Consider the following 14,140-nt stretch of genomic DNA (forward strand, 5'->3'; position numbering starts at 1 on the left):
AAAGCTCGGTGGCGAGCAATGCCGTCACCAGATCGCTGCCACCGGCCGCTGGCGCCACGGGCGACCCCCGGGCGCCGGTCACCGTGGGTACGTCAGGTGCCGGTCAGCTGGGTCGCGATCCGGGCGAAACCGGCACGCAGCTCGGCCACGTCCGGTGCCGGCAACGGGCCGGTCCCGTGGTCGTACTCGGCCACCAGATCCTCTTCCTCGTCGACGGTGTCCTCGTAGTCGCCGTAGAGGTCGGCCTGGTCCACCCGGACGCCCTCGTCCTGCGCGGCACCTTGCGCGGCGGCGAGCTCACCCCGGATCTGCTCCACCGACACCGCGGGCACCAGCGGTTCGACCACCGCCATCAGCTGCTCGGCCGCGACCACCGCCTCGGCCAGCGCCAGCGCGTGCGGCCGCTCGTACGGGCCACAGACGACCGGCTCCCACTCGTCCGCGTCGGAGAGCGGACCGAAGGTGATGATCCACGGCAGGTCGCGCAGCGGCGAGTCGCTCGGCAGATCCAACGTCACGAGAGCCCCCACCGGCCCATCATCGTCGCTACAGAAGGGGGCGGGGGCCGGTTCGGCCCGTTCCCACTCAGCCGGCACCGCCCGGGGTACCGGGATCGCTGAGTGGATCAGGGTCGCCCGGCCCGTCGCCGCCGGCCAGGTCCACCACCTGCCCACGTCTGCTGGTCGCGGCCAACGCGGCCCCGAAGAGCACCAGTTGGTTCAGCAGATAGAGGTAGACCAGCAGGCCCACGGCCGTGGCCACCACCGTGTACGCCGGATTGTGCTCGATGCGCCCCACCCAGAACCGGCCGACGGTATTGATCAGGGTGATGCCGATGGCGACGAACAGCACCACCGGACGCAGCCGAGCCCGACTCATCCGCAGCCGGGGTACCGCGACCAGCAGCAGCGTGGCCAGCACCGCGTTGACCAGCACGCTGAGCAGGGCGCTGACCGTGGTCAGTCCGACCGAGCCGGTGCTGCGCAGCAGGAACCGCAGCAGCGACTCCAGCGCGTCCACCGCCGCCACCGACACACCGAGGAGCACGAAGACCACGAGCAGCACGCCGAGATCGACCAGACGCCGGAGGATCAGGTTGCCGGGGTGCTGGTCGAAGCCGTGGATCAACCGTTGCGAGGAGCGGATCGCCTCCACCCAGCCGATCCCGGTCAGCACCAGGATGAGCAGGCCGACCAGTCCGGCGGTACCGCTGCTGTCGGCGACCTGCGCGGGGTCCAGGAACGGCAGGTTCTCCCCGAGGAACTCCTCCGCCGCACCGCGCAGTTCGTCGTCGTCCTCCAGGATCGCGCCAAAGATCGCGTACCCGACCAGGGCCAGGGCGAAGGCCGCGAAGAAGCCGTAGTAGGCGATCGCGGCGGCGAGCCGGCCGCCCTGTAGATCGGTGTAGAGCACCCCGGCGCGCCACAGGTGCGCGAAGACCGGGGATCGGCGACGCGCGGCGACCAACCGGCTGTCGATGGCCGCCTCCACCCGCCCCAGAAGCTTCACGTCGTCATCCTCGCCGACCTTTGATCGGCGCGCCCGGAACCCGTCGGTTACCCAACCGGACGGCCGCCACCGGACGGGTCAACCACCCAGCCGGAAGTCTCGGCGCGGCTGCCACCGCGTCTGCCCGCTGTGCGAGAAGAGGGTGAAACACTCGACCTCGAACATCGCGGAGAAGTCGGCCAGGTCCTCGTACGCCCGGTCGAGCCCCTCCGGCGAGACGTCCTGCGCCACCGTTACATGTGGATGGTAGGGAAAGTGCAGTTCCCGGCGCAGTTGTGGGGCGGCGTTGATCGCGGCGGCCAGCAGTTCGCACTCGCTGATCCCGGCGGCCACCGCGACGAAGACCACCTGGGTGACCGGCCGGAAGGTGCCGGTACCCCGCAGGTGCAGGGTGAACGGCAGGTGAGCGGCAGCGACCTGGGCGAGGTGCCGCTCCACCGCGGGCAGCGCGGCCACCGGGATCTCGGTCGGCCCCAGCAGGGTGACGTGCGCCTGCACCGCGTTCGGGTCACCGGCCTCCAGGCGCCGCCGGGTCAGCACACTGCCCCACGGCTCCGGGATGTCCACCGCGATGCCGATCTGGACGGTGTCGCCGGTCGTCGACGATCCGTACCCCTGATCCACCCTCCGCGCCACCCCTCCGGCCATCGATCCCCGCCCGCCCCGCCGCCCTCGCGCGGACGATCACCGGCCGCCTACCGGCGGGAAGAACCCCACCCGTTCGTACGCGGTACGCAGCGTCGGCGTCGCCGCCGCGCGAGCCTTCTCCGCCCCGGCAGCGAGGAGCTTGTCCAGCTGGGCGGGATCGTCGAGGTGCGCACGGGTGCGCTGCTGGATCGGAGTGACGAATTCCCGGACCGCCTCGGCCAGGTCCTTCTTCAGATCGCCGTAGCCCTTGCCTGCGTACCCGGCGACCAGGTCGTCGACGCCACGTCCGCTCAGTGCCGAGAAGATGGTGAGCAGGTTGGAGATCCCCGGCTTGGTCTGCTCGTCGAAGACGATCTCCCGGCCGGTGTCGGTCACCGCCGAACGGATCTTCTTGGCCGAGCGGGCCGGATCGTCGAGCAGGTCGACGATGCCCGCCGGCGACGAGGACGACTTCGACATCTTGGCGGTCGGGTCCTGCAGGTCGGTGATCTTCGCGGTGGCCTTGACGATGTGCGGCGCCGGGACCGTGAAGGTCCCGCCGAACAACGAGTTGAACCGCTGCGCCAGGTCGCGGGAGAGCTCCAGGTGCTGGCGCTGGTCCTCGCCCACCGGTACGGCGTTGGCCTGGTAGAGCAGGATGTCGGCGGCCTGCAGGATCGGGTACGTGAACAGGCCGACGCTGGCCCGCTCATTGCCCTGCCGCTGCGACTTGTCCTTGAACTGGGTCATCCGGCTGGCCTCGCCGAAGCCGGTGATGCAGCCCAGCAGCCAGGCAAGCTGCGCGTGCTCGGGCACCTGCGACTGGACGAACAGGGTGCAGCGCTCCGGGTCCAACCCGACCGCGAGCAACTGCGCGGCGGCCACCCGGGAGCGCTGGTGCAGCACCTTGGGGTCGTGTCCCGCGGTGATGGCGTGCAGGTCGACCACGCAGTAGAACGCGTCGTGCGACTCCTGCAACGCCACCCAGTGCCGCACCGCGCCGAGGTAGTTGCCGAGATGGAACGAGTCGGCCGTTGGCTGGATGCCGGAGAGTACGCGGGGGCGGACGGGAACGTCGGACATGCCGGCAATTCTGTCAGCAACACCCGGCGCACGTCATGACGGGCCGACGGGTCGGGCCCGCTCGATGCCGGCGACGGCCTCTCGTCGCTGCTCGGGCAGCCGGGCGGCGGTGACCGCGAGCCGGGCCACCCGCCGCCCCTCCAGGGTCAGCACCCGCAGCAGCCAGCCACCGTCCGGGCGGCCGGCCTCGGCCGGCACCGCGATCTCGTCGCCCGGCGCCGGCAGCCGCCCCAACGCCGCCATCACGAAACCACCCACCGTCTCGTATGGCCCGCCGGGCAGCGGCACCCCGGTGCGGTCGGTGAAGTCGGCGAGGTTGAGCCGCCCCTGCACCACGGCCGGCAGCCCGGCCAGCGCGGGTTCGGCCGCGTCGGCGTGCTCGTCGTGGATCTTCCCAACCAGCTCCTCGACCAGGTCCTCGCAGGTGACGATGCCGGCGGTGCCGCCGTACTCGTCGACCACCACAGCCAGGTGGTGCCCCTCCCGCCGCATCTCGGTCAGCGCGGGCAGCACCCGTTTGCTGGCCGGCAGGCGCATGACCTCACGGGCCAACTGGCCGACCGTGGTGCCCGGTGCCCGGTCCGGTCCCAGCAGCAGGTCGCGCACGTGTACGACGCCGACCACGTCGTCGTGGGTGCCGTCCACCACCGGGTAGCGGGTGTGTGGGCCGGCCCGGACCATGGGTTCCGCCTGGGCGACGGTCGACGCGGCGGAGAGGAAGACCACCTCGGTGCGGGGCATCATCACCTCACGGACCAGTCGCGCGCCCGCCACCAGCACCTCGTCGATGATGCGGCGACCCACCGGGTCGAGCACCGTGTTGGCGGCGACGAGGTCCCGCAGTTCCGCTTCGCTGATCCGCTCGCGGCCGGCGGCCGGGCCGGCTCCGAGCAGCTCGGTGACGAGCCGCAGAGTGCCGTCGGCGGCCCGGACGACAACCCGGGCGATCGCTCTGGCCAGCGGGCCGGGTTGGCGGCGGGGCCGTTCGTGGCCGCGCCGCCGGCGTACGCGCTGACGCGCTGCCCGCATGGCATTGATGGTAACCAGCGGCAGGCAGCCCGTCAGTGTTCGACTCTGTTCGAAACTGATTGTTCATGGTCAAATGGACCAGCCGTGGGGACGGCGTGGGCATCGCCGGCCTTCCGTAGGGTGATCAGCGCGAGGCACCGACCAGACGGGCCCAGATAGGAGGAATACCGACGTGAAACTGCTCGTCACCGGCGGTGCCGGCTTCGTCGGCAGCGTGGCGACCCGGATGCTGCTCAACGCCGGACACGAGGTGGTCGTCCTCGACGACCTGCGCACCGGCCACCGGGAAGCGCTCGCCCCCGACGCCGTCCACGTCGAGGCCGGCATCCACGATGCGGCGAGCGTGCTCACCCCGCAGGCCGGCTTCGACGGCGTGCTGCACTTCGCCGCGCTGATCGCCGCCGGCGAGTCGATGGTCACCCCGGAGAGGTACTGGCACAACAACACCGTCGGCTCGCTGGCGCTGCTCGACGCGGTGCGGGCCGCCGGCGTGCCACGGATGGTCTTCTCCTCCACCGCCGCCGTCTACGGCAACCCCACCGAACTGCCCATCCCGGAGACCGCCGCCAAGGCGCCCACCAACACGTACGGCGCGACCAAGCTCGCCGTCGACATGGCGCTCACCTCCGAGGCGGCCGGACACGGCCTGGCCGCCGTCTCACTGCGCTACTTCAACGTCGCCGGAGCTCACCTCGACGGCGACATCGCCCTCGGCGAGCGACACGACCCCGAGACCCACCTCATCCCGATCGCGCTGGAGGTCGCCGCCGGACGACGGGAGAAGCTACAACTCTTCGGCGACGACTACCCCACCAGCGACGGCACCTGCGTCCGCGACTACATCCACGTCGCCGACCTGGCCCGCGCCCACCTGCTCGCCCTCGACGCGGCATGGGCCGGGCAGCACCGCGTCTACAACCTCGGCAACGGCAACGGCTTCACCAACCGTCAGGTGGTCGAGGTCGTCCGCGAGGTCACCGGCCATCCGGTACCGGTCGAGGTGGCGCCCCGCCGTGAGGGCGACCCGGCCGAACTGGTCGCCTCATCGGCGCTGGCCCGCGCCGAGTTGGGTTGGCAACCCCGCAAGCCCACCCTGCACGACATGGTCACCGACGCCTGGGCGTTCCACCGCACGCGGTCGGTGCACGGCCGGTGACCGACCACCGCCCCGACGTCACCCGACGCGCCAGCACCGGCTTCCAGACGGTGTACGGCGAAGCACCTGCCGGCCGCTGGGCGGCTCCCGGCCGGGTCAACCTGATCGGCGAGCACACCGACTACAACGACGGCTTCGTGCTGCCGTTCGCGCTTCCGCTGCGTACCGTGGCCGCCGCCGCACCCCAGGCGGACGACACCTGGACCGTCTGGTCCGAGCTGACCGGCGAGACCGTCGGCTTCGGCGCCGACGAGGTGGCCGCCCCCGGCCGGGTCACCGGCTGGGGAGCATACGTGGCGGGCGTGGTGTGGGCGCTGCGCGAAGCCGGCCACCAGGTACCTGGGGCCCGGCTGGCCATCGCCTCCGACGTGCCGCTCGGCGCCGGGCTGTCCTCCTCCGCCGCCCTGGAGGCCGCCGTCCTCACCGCGCTGGTCGACCTCGGCGGCCTGAGTCTGCCCACCGAGGACCAGCCCCGGCTCGCCCAGCGGGCCGAGAACCACTACGTCGGTGCGCCCACCGGCATCATGGACCAGTCGGCGACGATCCGCTGCCGCGCCGGGCACGCACTCTTCCTCGACTGCCGCAGCGAACAGGTGGAGCATGTTCCGTTCGACCTGATCCGCGCCGGTCTCGCGATACTCGTGATCGACAGCCACGCCCCCCACCGGCACGTCGACGGCGAGTACGCGGCCCGCCGGGCCGGCTGCGAGAGGGCCGCGGCGCTGCTCGGCGTGCCCGCGCTGCGGGACGTGCCCGCCGGCGAGCTCGACACCGCGCTGGCCCGGCTGCCCGACGACGAGACCCGCCGCCTGGTCCGGCACGTGGTCACCGAGGACCAGCGGGTGCTGGACACCGTCGCGCTGCTCCGCGGCGGACGGATCCGCCACATCGGCGGGCTGCTCACCGCCTCGCACGCCTCCATGCGCGACGACTTCGCCATCACCGTGCCCGAGGTGGACACCGCCGTCGAGGCGGCGCTGACAGCCGGAGCGCTCGGCGCCCGGATGACCGGCGGGGGCTTCGGCGGCTGCGTACTCGCGCTGGTGGAGACTGCCGACGCCGACCGGGTGGCCGCCGCGGTCACCAGCGCGTACGCCGCCCGAGGCCTCACCGCCCCCACCCCCCGCACCGTGACCCCCTCCACCGGCACCACCCGGCTCAACTAGCGGGGAAAGGTCAGGTGGTTTCGACGATCATGCCGGCGGCGACCGTGCGGTTGGTGGCCTCGTCGATGATGATGAAACCACCCGTGGTGCGGTTACGGCGATACTCGTCGGCCAACAACGGAACGGTGGTCCGCAACCGGACCCGGCCGATCTCGTTGAGACGCAACTCGGCCGCCGAGTCGTCGCGGTGCAGGGAGTTGATGTCGAGGCGGTAGTGCAGGCCCCGGACGATGGCCCGCGCCGAGCGGGTGGTGTGCTTGATCGCGTACTTGCCGCCCACCCGCAATGGGCGGGTCTCGTCCATCCAGCAGACCATCGCCTCGATGTCCTGCGCGACCGCCGGGGCGTTGTTCGGCCGGCAGATCAAGTCGCCCCGCGAAATGTCGATCTCGTCTTCCAGGCGTACCGTCACCGACATCGGCGGGAACGCCTCCGCCACCGGGCCGTCGGCGGTCTCCACGGCGGCGATCCGGCTGGTGAAGCCCGACGGCAGCACCATCACCTCGTCACCCGGCTTGAGCACACCCGAGGCGACCTGACCGGCATAGCCCCGGTAGTCGGTGACCACCCTCGACTGCGGCCGGATCACGTACTGCACCGGGAAACGGACGTCGACCAGGTTACGGTCGCTGGCGATGTGCACCCGCTCCAGGTGGTGCAGCAACGCCGGGCCCTCGTACCAGGGCATGTTCTCCGAACGGGAGACGATGTTGTCGCCCTTCAGGGCCGAGACGGGCACCACCGTGAGATCCGGGACGTCCAGCTTCGCGGCGAACGCCGTGAACTCGTCGGCGATCCGCTCGAAGACCTCCTGGGAGAAGTCGACCAGATCCATCTTGTTGACGCAGAGAACCAGGTGCGGCACCCGCAGCAGCGAGCAGAGGAAGGCGTGCCGGCGGGACTGCTCGACCAACCCTTTGCGGGCGTCCACCAGGATCAGAGCCAGGTCCGCGGTGGAGGCCCCGGTCACCATGTTCCGGGTGTACTGGATGTGCCCCGGAGTGTCGGCGATGATGAACTTGCGACGGGGCGTGGCGAAGTAGCGGTACGCCACGTCGATCGTGATGCCCTGCTCCCGCTCAGCCCGCAGACCGTCGGTGAGCAGCGCCAGGTTCGTGTACTCGTCGCCGCGTGCCGCGCTGACCGCCTCCACCGCGGCCAACTGGTCGGTGAACAGCGACTTCGTGTCGTAGAGGAGCCGGCCGATGAGGGTCGACTTGCCGTCGTCCACACTGCCCGCAGTGGCGAAACGGAGCAGGTCCATCGGCCGGGCCTGGACCTCGGTGGTGGTCATCAGAAATAGCCTTCCCGCTTGCGATCCTCCATCGCGGCCTCGCTGACCCGGTCGTCACCCCGGGTTGCCCCACGCTCGGTGATCCGGGTCGCGGCGACCTCCTCGATGACCTTCTCGACCGTGTCCGCGTCGGAGCTGACCGCCGCCGTGCACGAGGCGTCGCCCACCGTGCGATACCGCACCCGCGCCTTGAACCGCTCCTCGCCCGCCCGCGCCGGCAGGAAGTCGTTGACCGCGTAGAGCATCCCGTCGCGCTCGACCACCTCACGCTCGTGCGCGTAATAGATCGCCGGCAGCTCGATCCGCTCCCGGGCGATGTAGTGCCACACATCCAGCTCGGTCCAGTTGGACAGCGGGAAGACCCGGATCGACTCGCCCGGGTGGTGCCGGCCGTTGTAGAGCGCCCACAGCTCCGGCCGCTGGTTCTTCGGATCCCACTGGCCGAACTCGTCTCGGAAGCTGAACATCCGCTCCTTGGCCCGTGCCTTCTCCTCGTCCCGCCGGGCCCCACCGAAGAGCGCGTTGAAACGGTGCTTCTCCACCGCCTCGAGCAGCACCGGAGTCTGGATCCGGTTGCGCATCCCGTCAGCCGACTCGCGGACCAGCCCACTGGTCAGGGCCTCCGGCACGCTGGCCACCACCAGGTGCAGACCCAGCTCGGCGACTCGCCGATCGCGGTAGTCGAGCACCTCGGGGAAGTTGTGGCCGGTGTCGACGTGCATCACCGGGAAGGGCACCTGTGCCGGCGCGAAAGCCTTCTGCGCCAGCCGGAGCATGACGATCGAGTCCTTGCCGCCGGAGAAGAGCAGCACCGGCCGCTCCATCTCGGCGACGACCTCGCGCATCACGAAGACGCTCTCCGCCTCCAGCGCGTCGAGGTGAGTGACCTGGTAGGCCGCGCTGGCGGTCATGACCCGGACTCGATTCGCTCACTCATCCGCTTTCCAGACCTTTCCGGTCGGGGATGTCAGGAAGTAGCGCCAGGCTACCCGCAATGCCGGTGCAGCGCTGCAAGTAACCGGCTGGCGAGATCCTTACGGCACACCAACAGATCGGGCAGGCGTGGATCCGCCCCGTTGTATTTCAGCGCAGAACCGTCGATCCGGGAAGCATGCAGTCCGGTGGCCGTCGCCACAGCCACCGGGGCCGCCGAATCCCACTCGTACTGCCCGCCGGCGTGGATGTAGGCATCCACCTCTCCGGTCACCACCGCGGCGATCTTCGCCCCGGCCGAGCCCATCGGCACCAGGTGCGCCCCGACCTCCTCGGCGAGGTCGGTCAGGAACACTGGCGGCCGGCTCCGGCTGGCCGCCAACCGCATCTGGCGGGCGCCACCCATGGTCGCCGCCTCCGGCGTCATCGGCGGATAGGCCGGCGGAAGGTCCGTGCCAAGCACCCGATGCTGGGCCGGCAGCCCGACCGCACCGGCGACCAAGCCGTGCGGCGCCGACGCGTTCCGCGCCCAGAGCGCCACATGCACCGCCCAGTCCGCACGCCCCTGCTCGCTGAACTCCCGCGTACCGTCCAGCGGGTCGATGATCCAGACCCGGTCGGCGGTCAGCCGGGAGACGCTGGCAAAGTTCACCTCGGCCGCCCACGCCAGCCGGGAACCCTCGTCCTCCTCGGAGAGCACCCCGTCGCCTGGACGCCACCTGGCCAACTCCGACCGGATCAGGTCATGTGAGATCTTGTCTCCCGCCGCCTTCAGCCCACCGGCGTCCGCGAACCCCATCTCCGCCCGCAGACTCACCAGTGCCGCACCGGCCTGCGACGCCAACCACCGCGCGAACGCGCCGTCGATCATCGGTGGACCGCTCATGCTCCCGCTCCCGTCGCTCGCCACGATCCGGCGTACGCAGAGCGGCCGACCCCCGCCCGGCCGCCGAACCCGCACACTACCGGCCGCCACCGAGCGCGGCCGCCACGGCCCGTCCTCAGCTCGCGTGGTAGAGATTCTGCGTCGGCTCCACGCCCCGGGCGACCACGGACTCCACCACGTCCGCCGCCCGGTCCACCAGGAAGTCCAGCTCCTTGCGCTCCACCTGGGCGAAGTCCGACAGCACGTAGTCCGCCGGGTCCTGCCGTCCCGGCGGTCGGCCGATGCCGAACCGCACCCGCACGTAGTCCTTCGTACCCAACGACTTCGACAACGACCGCAGGCCGTTGTGACCGCCCTCACCACCGCCGCACTTGATCCGCAGCTGACCGTAGCCGACATCCAACTCGTCGTGCACCGCGATCACCCGCTCCGGCGGCACCTTGTAGAACTGGGCCAGGCTGACCACCGGTCCGCCGGAAAGATTCATGTACGTCAACGGCTTGACCAGCACCAGCTTGGGCCCACCCAGGCCGAGCCGCCCCTCGGCGACCTCCGCCACCGCCCGCTTGTGCCGGCCGAACCTCCCGCCCAGCCGACCGACCAGCAGGTCGACGACCAGGAACCCGACGTTGTGCCGGTTGCCCGCGTACTCCCGGCCCGGGTTGCCCAGGCCGGCCACCAGCCACGGCCCGGAATCGTCCGTCACGCCCCGCCCCTCCCCTTGCCGCCGACGCTCACCGGAGCCCCGGCGTCGACGATCCGCCGATACGCCGGCAGGCGCCCCCGAAAGACCGGGGACGCCTGCCGCACACTGAACCGCGAAACGATCAGGCCTCGCTGCGGGCCTCGGTGGCCGCCTCGACATCGTCGGCGGCCGGCGCCTCGGTGATCTCGCTGGTACCGGCCTCGGCCTCCTCGGTGGCCTGCTCGACCTCGGGCATCGTGGCCTCGAGCTGCTCGGCGGTCGGCGCGGCGGTGACGCTGGCGATCATCAGCTGCGGGTCGACGGCCAGCTCGACGCCGACGGGCAACTCGACGTCGGCCGCAGTGATCTGCGCACCCGGCTCGGCGCCCTCGATCGACGCCTCCAGGTGATCCGGCACCCTGGTGGCGTCGGCGGTCACCGCGAGGGCGTCGTGGTCGTGCACGATCAGGGTGTTCCTCGCGGCATCACCGGTCAGCTGGACCGGCACTTCGATGGTGACCTTCTCGCCCCGGCGCACCAGCAACAGGTCGACGTGCTCGAACGTGTCCTTGATCGGGTCACGCTGGATCGCCTTGGGCAGCGCCAGCGCCTGGGTGCCGTCGCTGACGTCGATCGCGAAAAGCTGGTTCGCGCCGCCCTTGCGGATCGCGGCCGCGAACTCGAGGGCTGGCAGTGCGATGTGCTTGGGCTTCTCGCCATGGCCGTAAAGCACGGCGGGCACCTTGCCGGCCCGGCGGGTACGGCGGGCACCACCCTTGCCGAACTCGGTGCGGGGCTCGGCGCTGATCTTTACCTCGGACACGGGGAAACTCCTGATGCTTCGCTGCGGCAGCTTGTCGTCTGGCGGTGCTGGGCGGGGGGCTCGCAGGGGCTCATGCGTCAAAGACTGCCCGGAGCACCGCGTCGATCACGGTGCATCCGTGCGGCGCTTCTCAGCGGCCCGCAGGGCACCCTCGCCGTGGCAACCGCACCAGTCTACCCGAGCGGTTTCCCTGGCATCCGGCAGTCCCCGGATGCCAGGGAAACCGCTCGGGACGACCGTCACAACGCGGCAGCCGGACGGGCCGACCGCACCGGCCGACCCGCCCGACACCAGGCCACCCACGACGAACCGCGCCCCGACTCAGCCCACGACGCCCAACTCAGCCCGCCTCGCTCAGCTCAGTCCGCCGAAGAGCGTCGTCACCGAGCCGTCGTCGAACACCTCACGGATCGCCCGCGCCAGCAGCGGCGCGATCGACAACACGGTGATCTTGTCGAGCTGTTTCTCCGGCGGCAACGGAAGCGTGTTGGTCACCACCACCTCGCTGATCGGGCTGTTCTTCAACCGCTCCGTCGCCGGGTCGGAGAGTAGCGCGTGAGTGGACGCCACGATCACGTCCGCCGCCCCCGACTCCTTGAGGATGTCCGCCGCCTTGCTGATCGTGCCACCCGTGTCGATCATGTCGTCGACGACCAGGCAGACCCGACCCTCGACCTCACCGACCACCCGGTTCGCCACCACCTGGTTCGGCTTGGACGGATCCCGGGTCTTGTGGATGAAGGCCAACGGGCAGCCACCCAACCGGTCGGTCCACCGCTCGGCCACCCGTACCCGACCCGAGTCCGGCGCGACCACCGTCATCGGCCGGCCCGCGTACTTGCGCTCCACGTACTCGGCCAGGATGTCCATCGCGAAGAGGTGATCCACCGGGCCGTCGAAGAAACCCTGGATCTGCGCGGTGTGCAGGTCCACGGTGAGGATCCGGTTCGCTCCCGCCGACTTCATCAGGTCGGCGACCAGCCGCGCCGAGATCGGCTCCCGGCCGCGGTGCTTCTTGTCCTGGCGGGAGTACGGATAGAACGGCAAGACCACAGTGATCCGCTTGGCCGAACCGCGCTTCAACGCGTCGATCATGATCAGGGTCTCCATGACCCAGGTGTTCACCCCGTGCGTGATCGACTGCACCACGAAGGCGTCCGAACCACGCACCGAGTCCTTAAACCGTACGAAGATCTCGCCGTTGGCGAACTCGTACGCGTCGGTCGGTGTCGGCGCGACGCCGAGGACCTCACCGATCTCTGTGGCCAGCTCCGGAAAGCCACGTCCGGAGAAGAGCATCAGGCTTTTGCGGTTTTCGGCGACGATACTGCCCATGGGCCCGTCTGCTCCCGTTTAGGTCGGTGGTACCCGGCCATGGTGGTGGTCGGCCAGGGACTATTCGGTTGCAGTATCTCCCGCGCCGTGCGTACCGCCCACCGACGCGGCGGTGCCGTGGATTGCCTCACCTTCGCTTGCGGACGAGGTCGGGGCCGGCGCATCCTTCGTGCCGCCCCGCAGGGCCTGCTCGGCCGCCTCGGCGGCGGCGGTGCCGGCCCGCCGCTCCAGCACCCAGCCCTCGATGTTGCGCTGCCGCGCCCGAGCCACCCCCATCGCGCCCGCCGGCACGTTCTCGATGATCACCGAGCCGGCCGCGGTGTAGGCCCCGTCACCCACCTCCACCGGCGCGACGAACATGTTGTCCGCGCCGGTCCGGGCATGGCTGCCGATCACTGTGCGGTGCTTCTTCACACCGTCGTAGTTCACGAACACCGACGCCGCACCGATGTTGCTCTGCTCGCCGATCGTCGCGTCACCCACGTACGTCAGGTGTGGCACCTTCGAGCCGGCACCGATCTCCGAGTTCTTCACCTCGACGAAGGTGCCGACCTTCGACCGCTCCGCCAGCCGCGCGGCCGGCCTCAAGTACGCGTACGGTCCGACGCTGGCACCCGGTCCGACCTCGGCGCCGACCGCGTGGCTGCGCAGGATGGTCGCGCCCGGCCCGACCACCGTGTCGATCAGGGTGACGTCGGGCCCGACCACGGCGCCGCTGCCGACCACCGAGCCGCCACACAACTGGGTGTTCTGGTCGACCACCGCGTCCCGGTCCAGGGCCACCGTCACGTCGATCCAGGTTGTCTCCGGGTCGCGCAGACTCACCCCGGCGCGCATCCAGCGCTCGTTGACCCGATCGCGCAGCAGCCGCCGCAGCGCCGCCAACTCCACCCGGTCATTGCAGCCGAGCGTCTCGGTGTGGTCGCCGGCCAGATGTACCCCCACCGGCTCGCCGGCGGAGACCAGCATCTTGAAGACGTCGGTGAGGTACTCCTCGCCCTGGTCGTTGTCGGTGGAGACCTTGCTGAGCACGTCCCGCAGCCGGGCCGCGTCGAAGGCGTAGATACCTGCGTTGATCTCCCGCAAGGCGAGCTGGTCGGGCGTGGCGTCACGCTGCTCGACGATCTGTTCGAGACGGCCCGCGCCGTCGCGAACGATGCGCCCGAGCCCGGTCGGGTCCGGCACCTCGGCCGCCAGCACGGTCGCCGCCGCACCCTCGTTCTCGTGCGAGGCGACCAGCTCGGCGACAGTCTCCGGCCGCAGCAGCGGCACGTCGCCGTTGAGCACCACCACGGTGCCCGTCACCTCGGGAGCGGCCTCCAACGCGATCCGCACCGCGTGGCCGGTACCGAGCTGCTCGGCCTGGTGGACCGCGATCGCCTCCGGCGCGGTCCAGGCCAGGTGGTCGCGAACCTGGTCCGCGCCGTGCCCCACCACCACCAGGGTGCGCACCGCGGCCAGCGGGCCGGCGGCGTTCAGCACGTGGCCGACTAGCGTCCGGCCGAGCAGCGGATGCAACACCTTGGGCAGCGATGATTTCATCCGCTTGCCCTCACCGGCGGCAAGCACGACGACGGTGCGGGAGTGGGGCTCGGACACGACGTGGCTCCCGTC

The 14,140-nt window shown here is 70.7% G+C and carries 14 protein-coding genes; 2 read left to right on the plus strand and 12 right to left on the minus strand.

Annotated elements, in window-relative coordinates:
* Positions 1-92: 92 nt before the first annotated feature.
* From ACFHWY_RS19840 to ACFHWY_RS19860, 5 genes are all read right to left on the minus strand, one after another.
* Positions 93-530 carry a hypothetical protein gene (locus ACFHWY_RS19840; protein ID WP_416581718.1) on the minus strand — a complete coding sequence of 146 codons (438 nt, stop codon included), beginning with the start codon at positions 528-530 and terminating at the stop codon, positions 93-95.
* 55 nt (positions 531-585) lie between these two features.
* Complete coding sequence (locus tag ACFHWY_RS19845) at positions 586-1,509, minus strand: YhjD/YihY/BrkB family envelope integrity protein (protein ID WP_416581719.1); 924 nt, start codon at positions 1,507-1,509, stop codon at positions 586-588.
* 78 nt (positions 1,510-1,587) lie between these two features.
* On the minus strand, positions 1,588-2,157 hold the full coding sequence (locus tag ACFHWY_RS19850; protein ID WP_416581720.1) for a 2'-5' RNA ligase family protein: 570 nt from the start codon (positions 2,155-2,157) through the stop codon (positions 1,588-1,590).
* Positions 2,158-2,193: 36 nt separating this feature from the next.
* Positions 2,194-3,219 (minus strand): tryptophan--tRNA ligase, encoded by a 1,026-nt coding sequence (trpS, locus tag ACFHWY_RS19855; RefSeq protein WP_416581721.1) that lies wholly within the window; start codon positions 3,217-3,219, stop codon positions 2,194-2,196.
* Positions 3,220-3,252: 33 nt separating this feature from the next.
* On the minus strand, positions 3,253-4,248 hold the full coding sequence (locus tag ACFHWY_RS19860) for a hemolysin family protein (protein WP_416581722.1): 996 nt from the start codon (positions 4,246-4,248) through the stop codon (positions 3,253-3,255).
* Positions 4,249-4,420: 172 nt separating this feature from the next.
* On the opposite strand from ACFHWY_RS19860, the gene galE reads away from it, so the two are divergent.
* Together galE and galK are read left to right on the plus strand one after the other, a co-directional pair.
* Positions 4,421-5,404 carry a UDP-glucose 4-epimerase GalE gene (gene galE / locus ACFHWY_RS19865; protein ID WP_416581723.1) on the plus strand — a complete coding sequence of 328 codons (984 nt, stop codon included), beginning with the start codon at positions 4,421-4,423 and terminating at the stop codon, positions 5,402-5,404.
* A complete protein-coding gene (galK, locus tag ACFHWY_RS19870; protein WP_416581724.1) occupies positions 5,401-6,570 on the plus strand; it encodes a galactokinase in 1,170 nt (389 codons plus the stop codon). The genes galE and galK overlap by 4 nt, the downstream gene beginning before the upstream one ends.
* 10 nt (positions 6,571-6,580) lie before the next feature.
* On the opposite strand, the gene cysN is transcribed toward galK, so the two are convergent.
* The 7 genes from cysN to glmU all read right to left on the minus strand — a co-directional run bounded on the left by cysN (position 6,581) and on the right by glmU (position 14,125).
* Positions 6,581-7,864 (minus strand): sulfate adenylyltransferase subunit CysN, encoded by a 1,284-nt coding sequence (gene cysN, locus ACFHWY_RS19875; RefSeq protein WP_416581725.1) that lies wholly within the window; start codon positions 7,862-7,864, stop codon positions 6,581-6,583.
* Positions 7,864-8,775: a sulfate adenylyltransferase subunit CysD gene (cysD, locus tag ACFHWY_RS19880; protein ID WP_416581726.1), complete on the minus strand. Its 912-nt coding sequence runs from the start codon at positions 8,773-8,775 to the stop codon at positions 7,864-7,866. The genes cysN and cysD overlap by 1 nt, the downstream gene beginning before the upstream one ends.
* 74 nt (positions 8,776-8,849) lie before the next feature.
* Positions 8,850-9,683 carry an inositol monophosphatase family protein gene (locus ACFHWY_RS19885; protein ID WP_416581727.1) on the minus strand — a complete coding sequence of 278 codons (834 nt, stop codon included), beginning with the start codon at positions 9,681-9,683 and terminating at the stop codon, positions 8,850-8,852.
* A gap of 115 nt (positions 9,684-9,798) precedes the next feature.
* A complete protein-coding gene (pth, locus tag ACFHWY_RS19890) occupies positions 9,799-10,389 on the minus strand; it encodes an aminoacyl-tRNA hydrolase (RefSeq protein WP_416581728.1) in 591 nt (196 codons plus the stop codon).
* A 121-nt stretch (positions 10,390-10,510) separates the two neighbouring features.
* Entirely contained in the window at positions 10,511-11,191 is a 681-nt protein-coding gene (locus tag ACFHWY_RS19895; protein WP_416581729.1) for a 50S ribosomal protein L25/general stress protein Ctc, read from the minus strand.
* A 354-nt stretch (positions 11,192-11,545) separates the two neighbouring features.
* Entirely contained in the window at positions 11,546-12,526 is a 981-nt protein-coding gene (locus tag ACFHWY_RS19900) for a ribose-phosphate diphosphokinase (RefSeq protein WP_416581730.1), read from the minus strand.
* 60 nt (positions 12,527-12,586) lie between these two features.
* Positions 12,587-14,125: a bifunctional UDP-N-acetylglucosamine diphosphorylase/glucosamine-1-phosphate N-acetyltransferase GlmU gene (gene glmU / locus ACFHWY_RS19905; protein ID WP_416581731.1), complete on the minus strand. Its 1,539-nt coding sequence runs from the start codon at positions 14,123-14,125 to the stop codon at positions 12,587-12,589.
* Positions 14,126-14,140: the final 15 nt, after the last annotated feature.

Source organism: Micromonospora sp. LOL_024 (genome assembly GCF_048060415.1).
In the GTDB taxonomy this organism is placed as follows: domain Bacteria; phylum Actinomycetota; class Actinomycetes; order Mycobacteriales; family Micromonosporaceae; genus Micromonospora.

Excerpts from the sequence above, each read along its gene's own strand:
- ACFHWY_RS19860 (WP_416581722.1), bottom strand. The coding sequence starts at position 4,248 with ATGCGGGCAGCGCGTCAGCGCGTACGCCGGCGGCGCGGCCACGAACGG.
- ACFHWY_RS19850 (WP_416581720.1), bottom strand. The coding sequence starts at position 2,157 with ATGGCCGGAGGGGTGGCGCGGAGGGTGGATCAGGGGTACGGATCGTCG.
- trpS (WP_416581721.1), bottom strand. The coding sequence starts at position 3,219 with ATGTCCGACGTTCCCGTCCGCCCCCGCGTACTCTCCGGCATCCAGCCA.
- ACFHWY_RS19900 (WP_416581730.1), bottom strand. The coding sequence starts at position 12,526 with ATGGGCAGTATCGTCGCCGAAAACCGCAAAAGCCTGATGCTCTTCTCC.
- cysN (WP_416581725.1), bottom strand. The coding sequence starts at position 7,864 with ATGACCACCACCGAGGTCCAGGCCCGGCCGATGGACCTGCTCCGTTTC.
- cysD (WP_416581726.1), bottom strand. The coding sequence starts at position 8,775 with ATGACCGCCAGCGCGGCCTACCAGGTCACTCACCTCGACGCGCTGGAG.
- ACFHWY_RS19885 (WP_416581727.1), bottom strand. The coding sequence starts at position 9,683 with ATGAGCGGTCCACCGATGATCGACGGCGCGTTCGCGCGGTGGTTGGCG.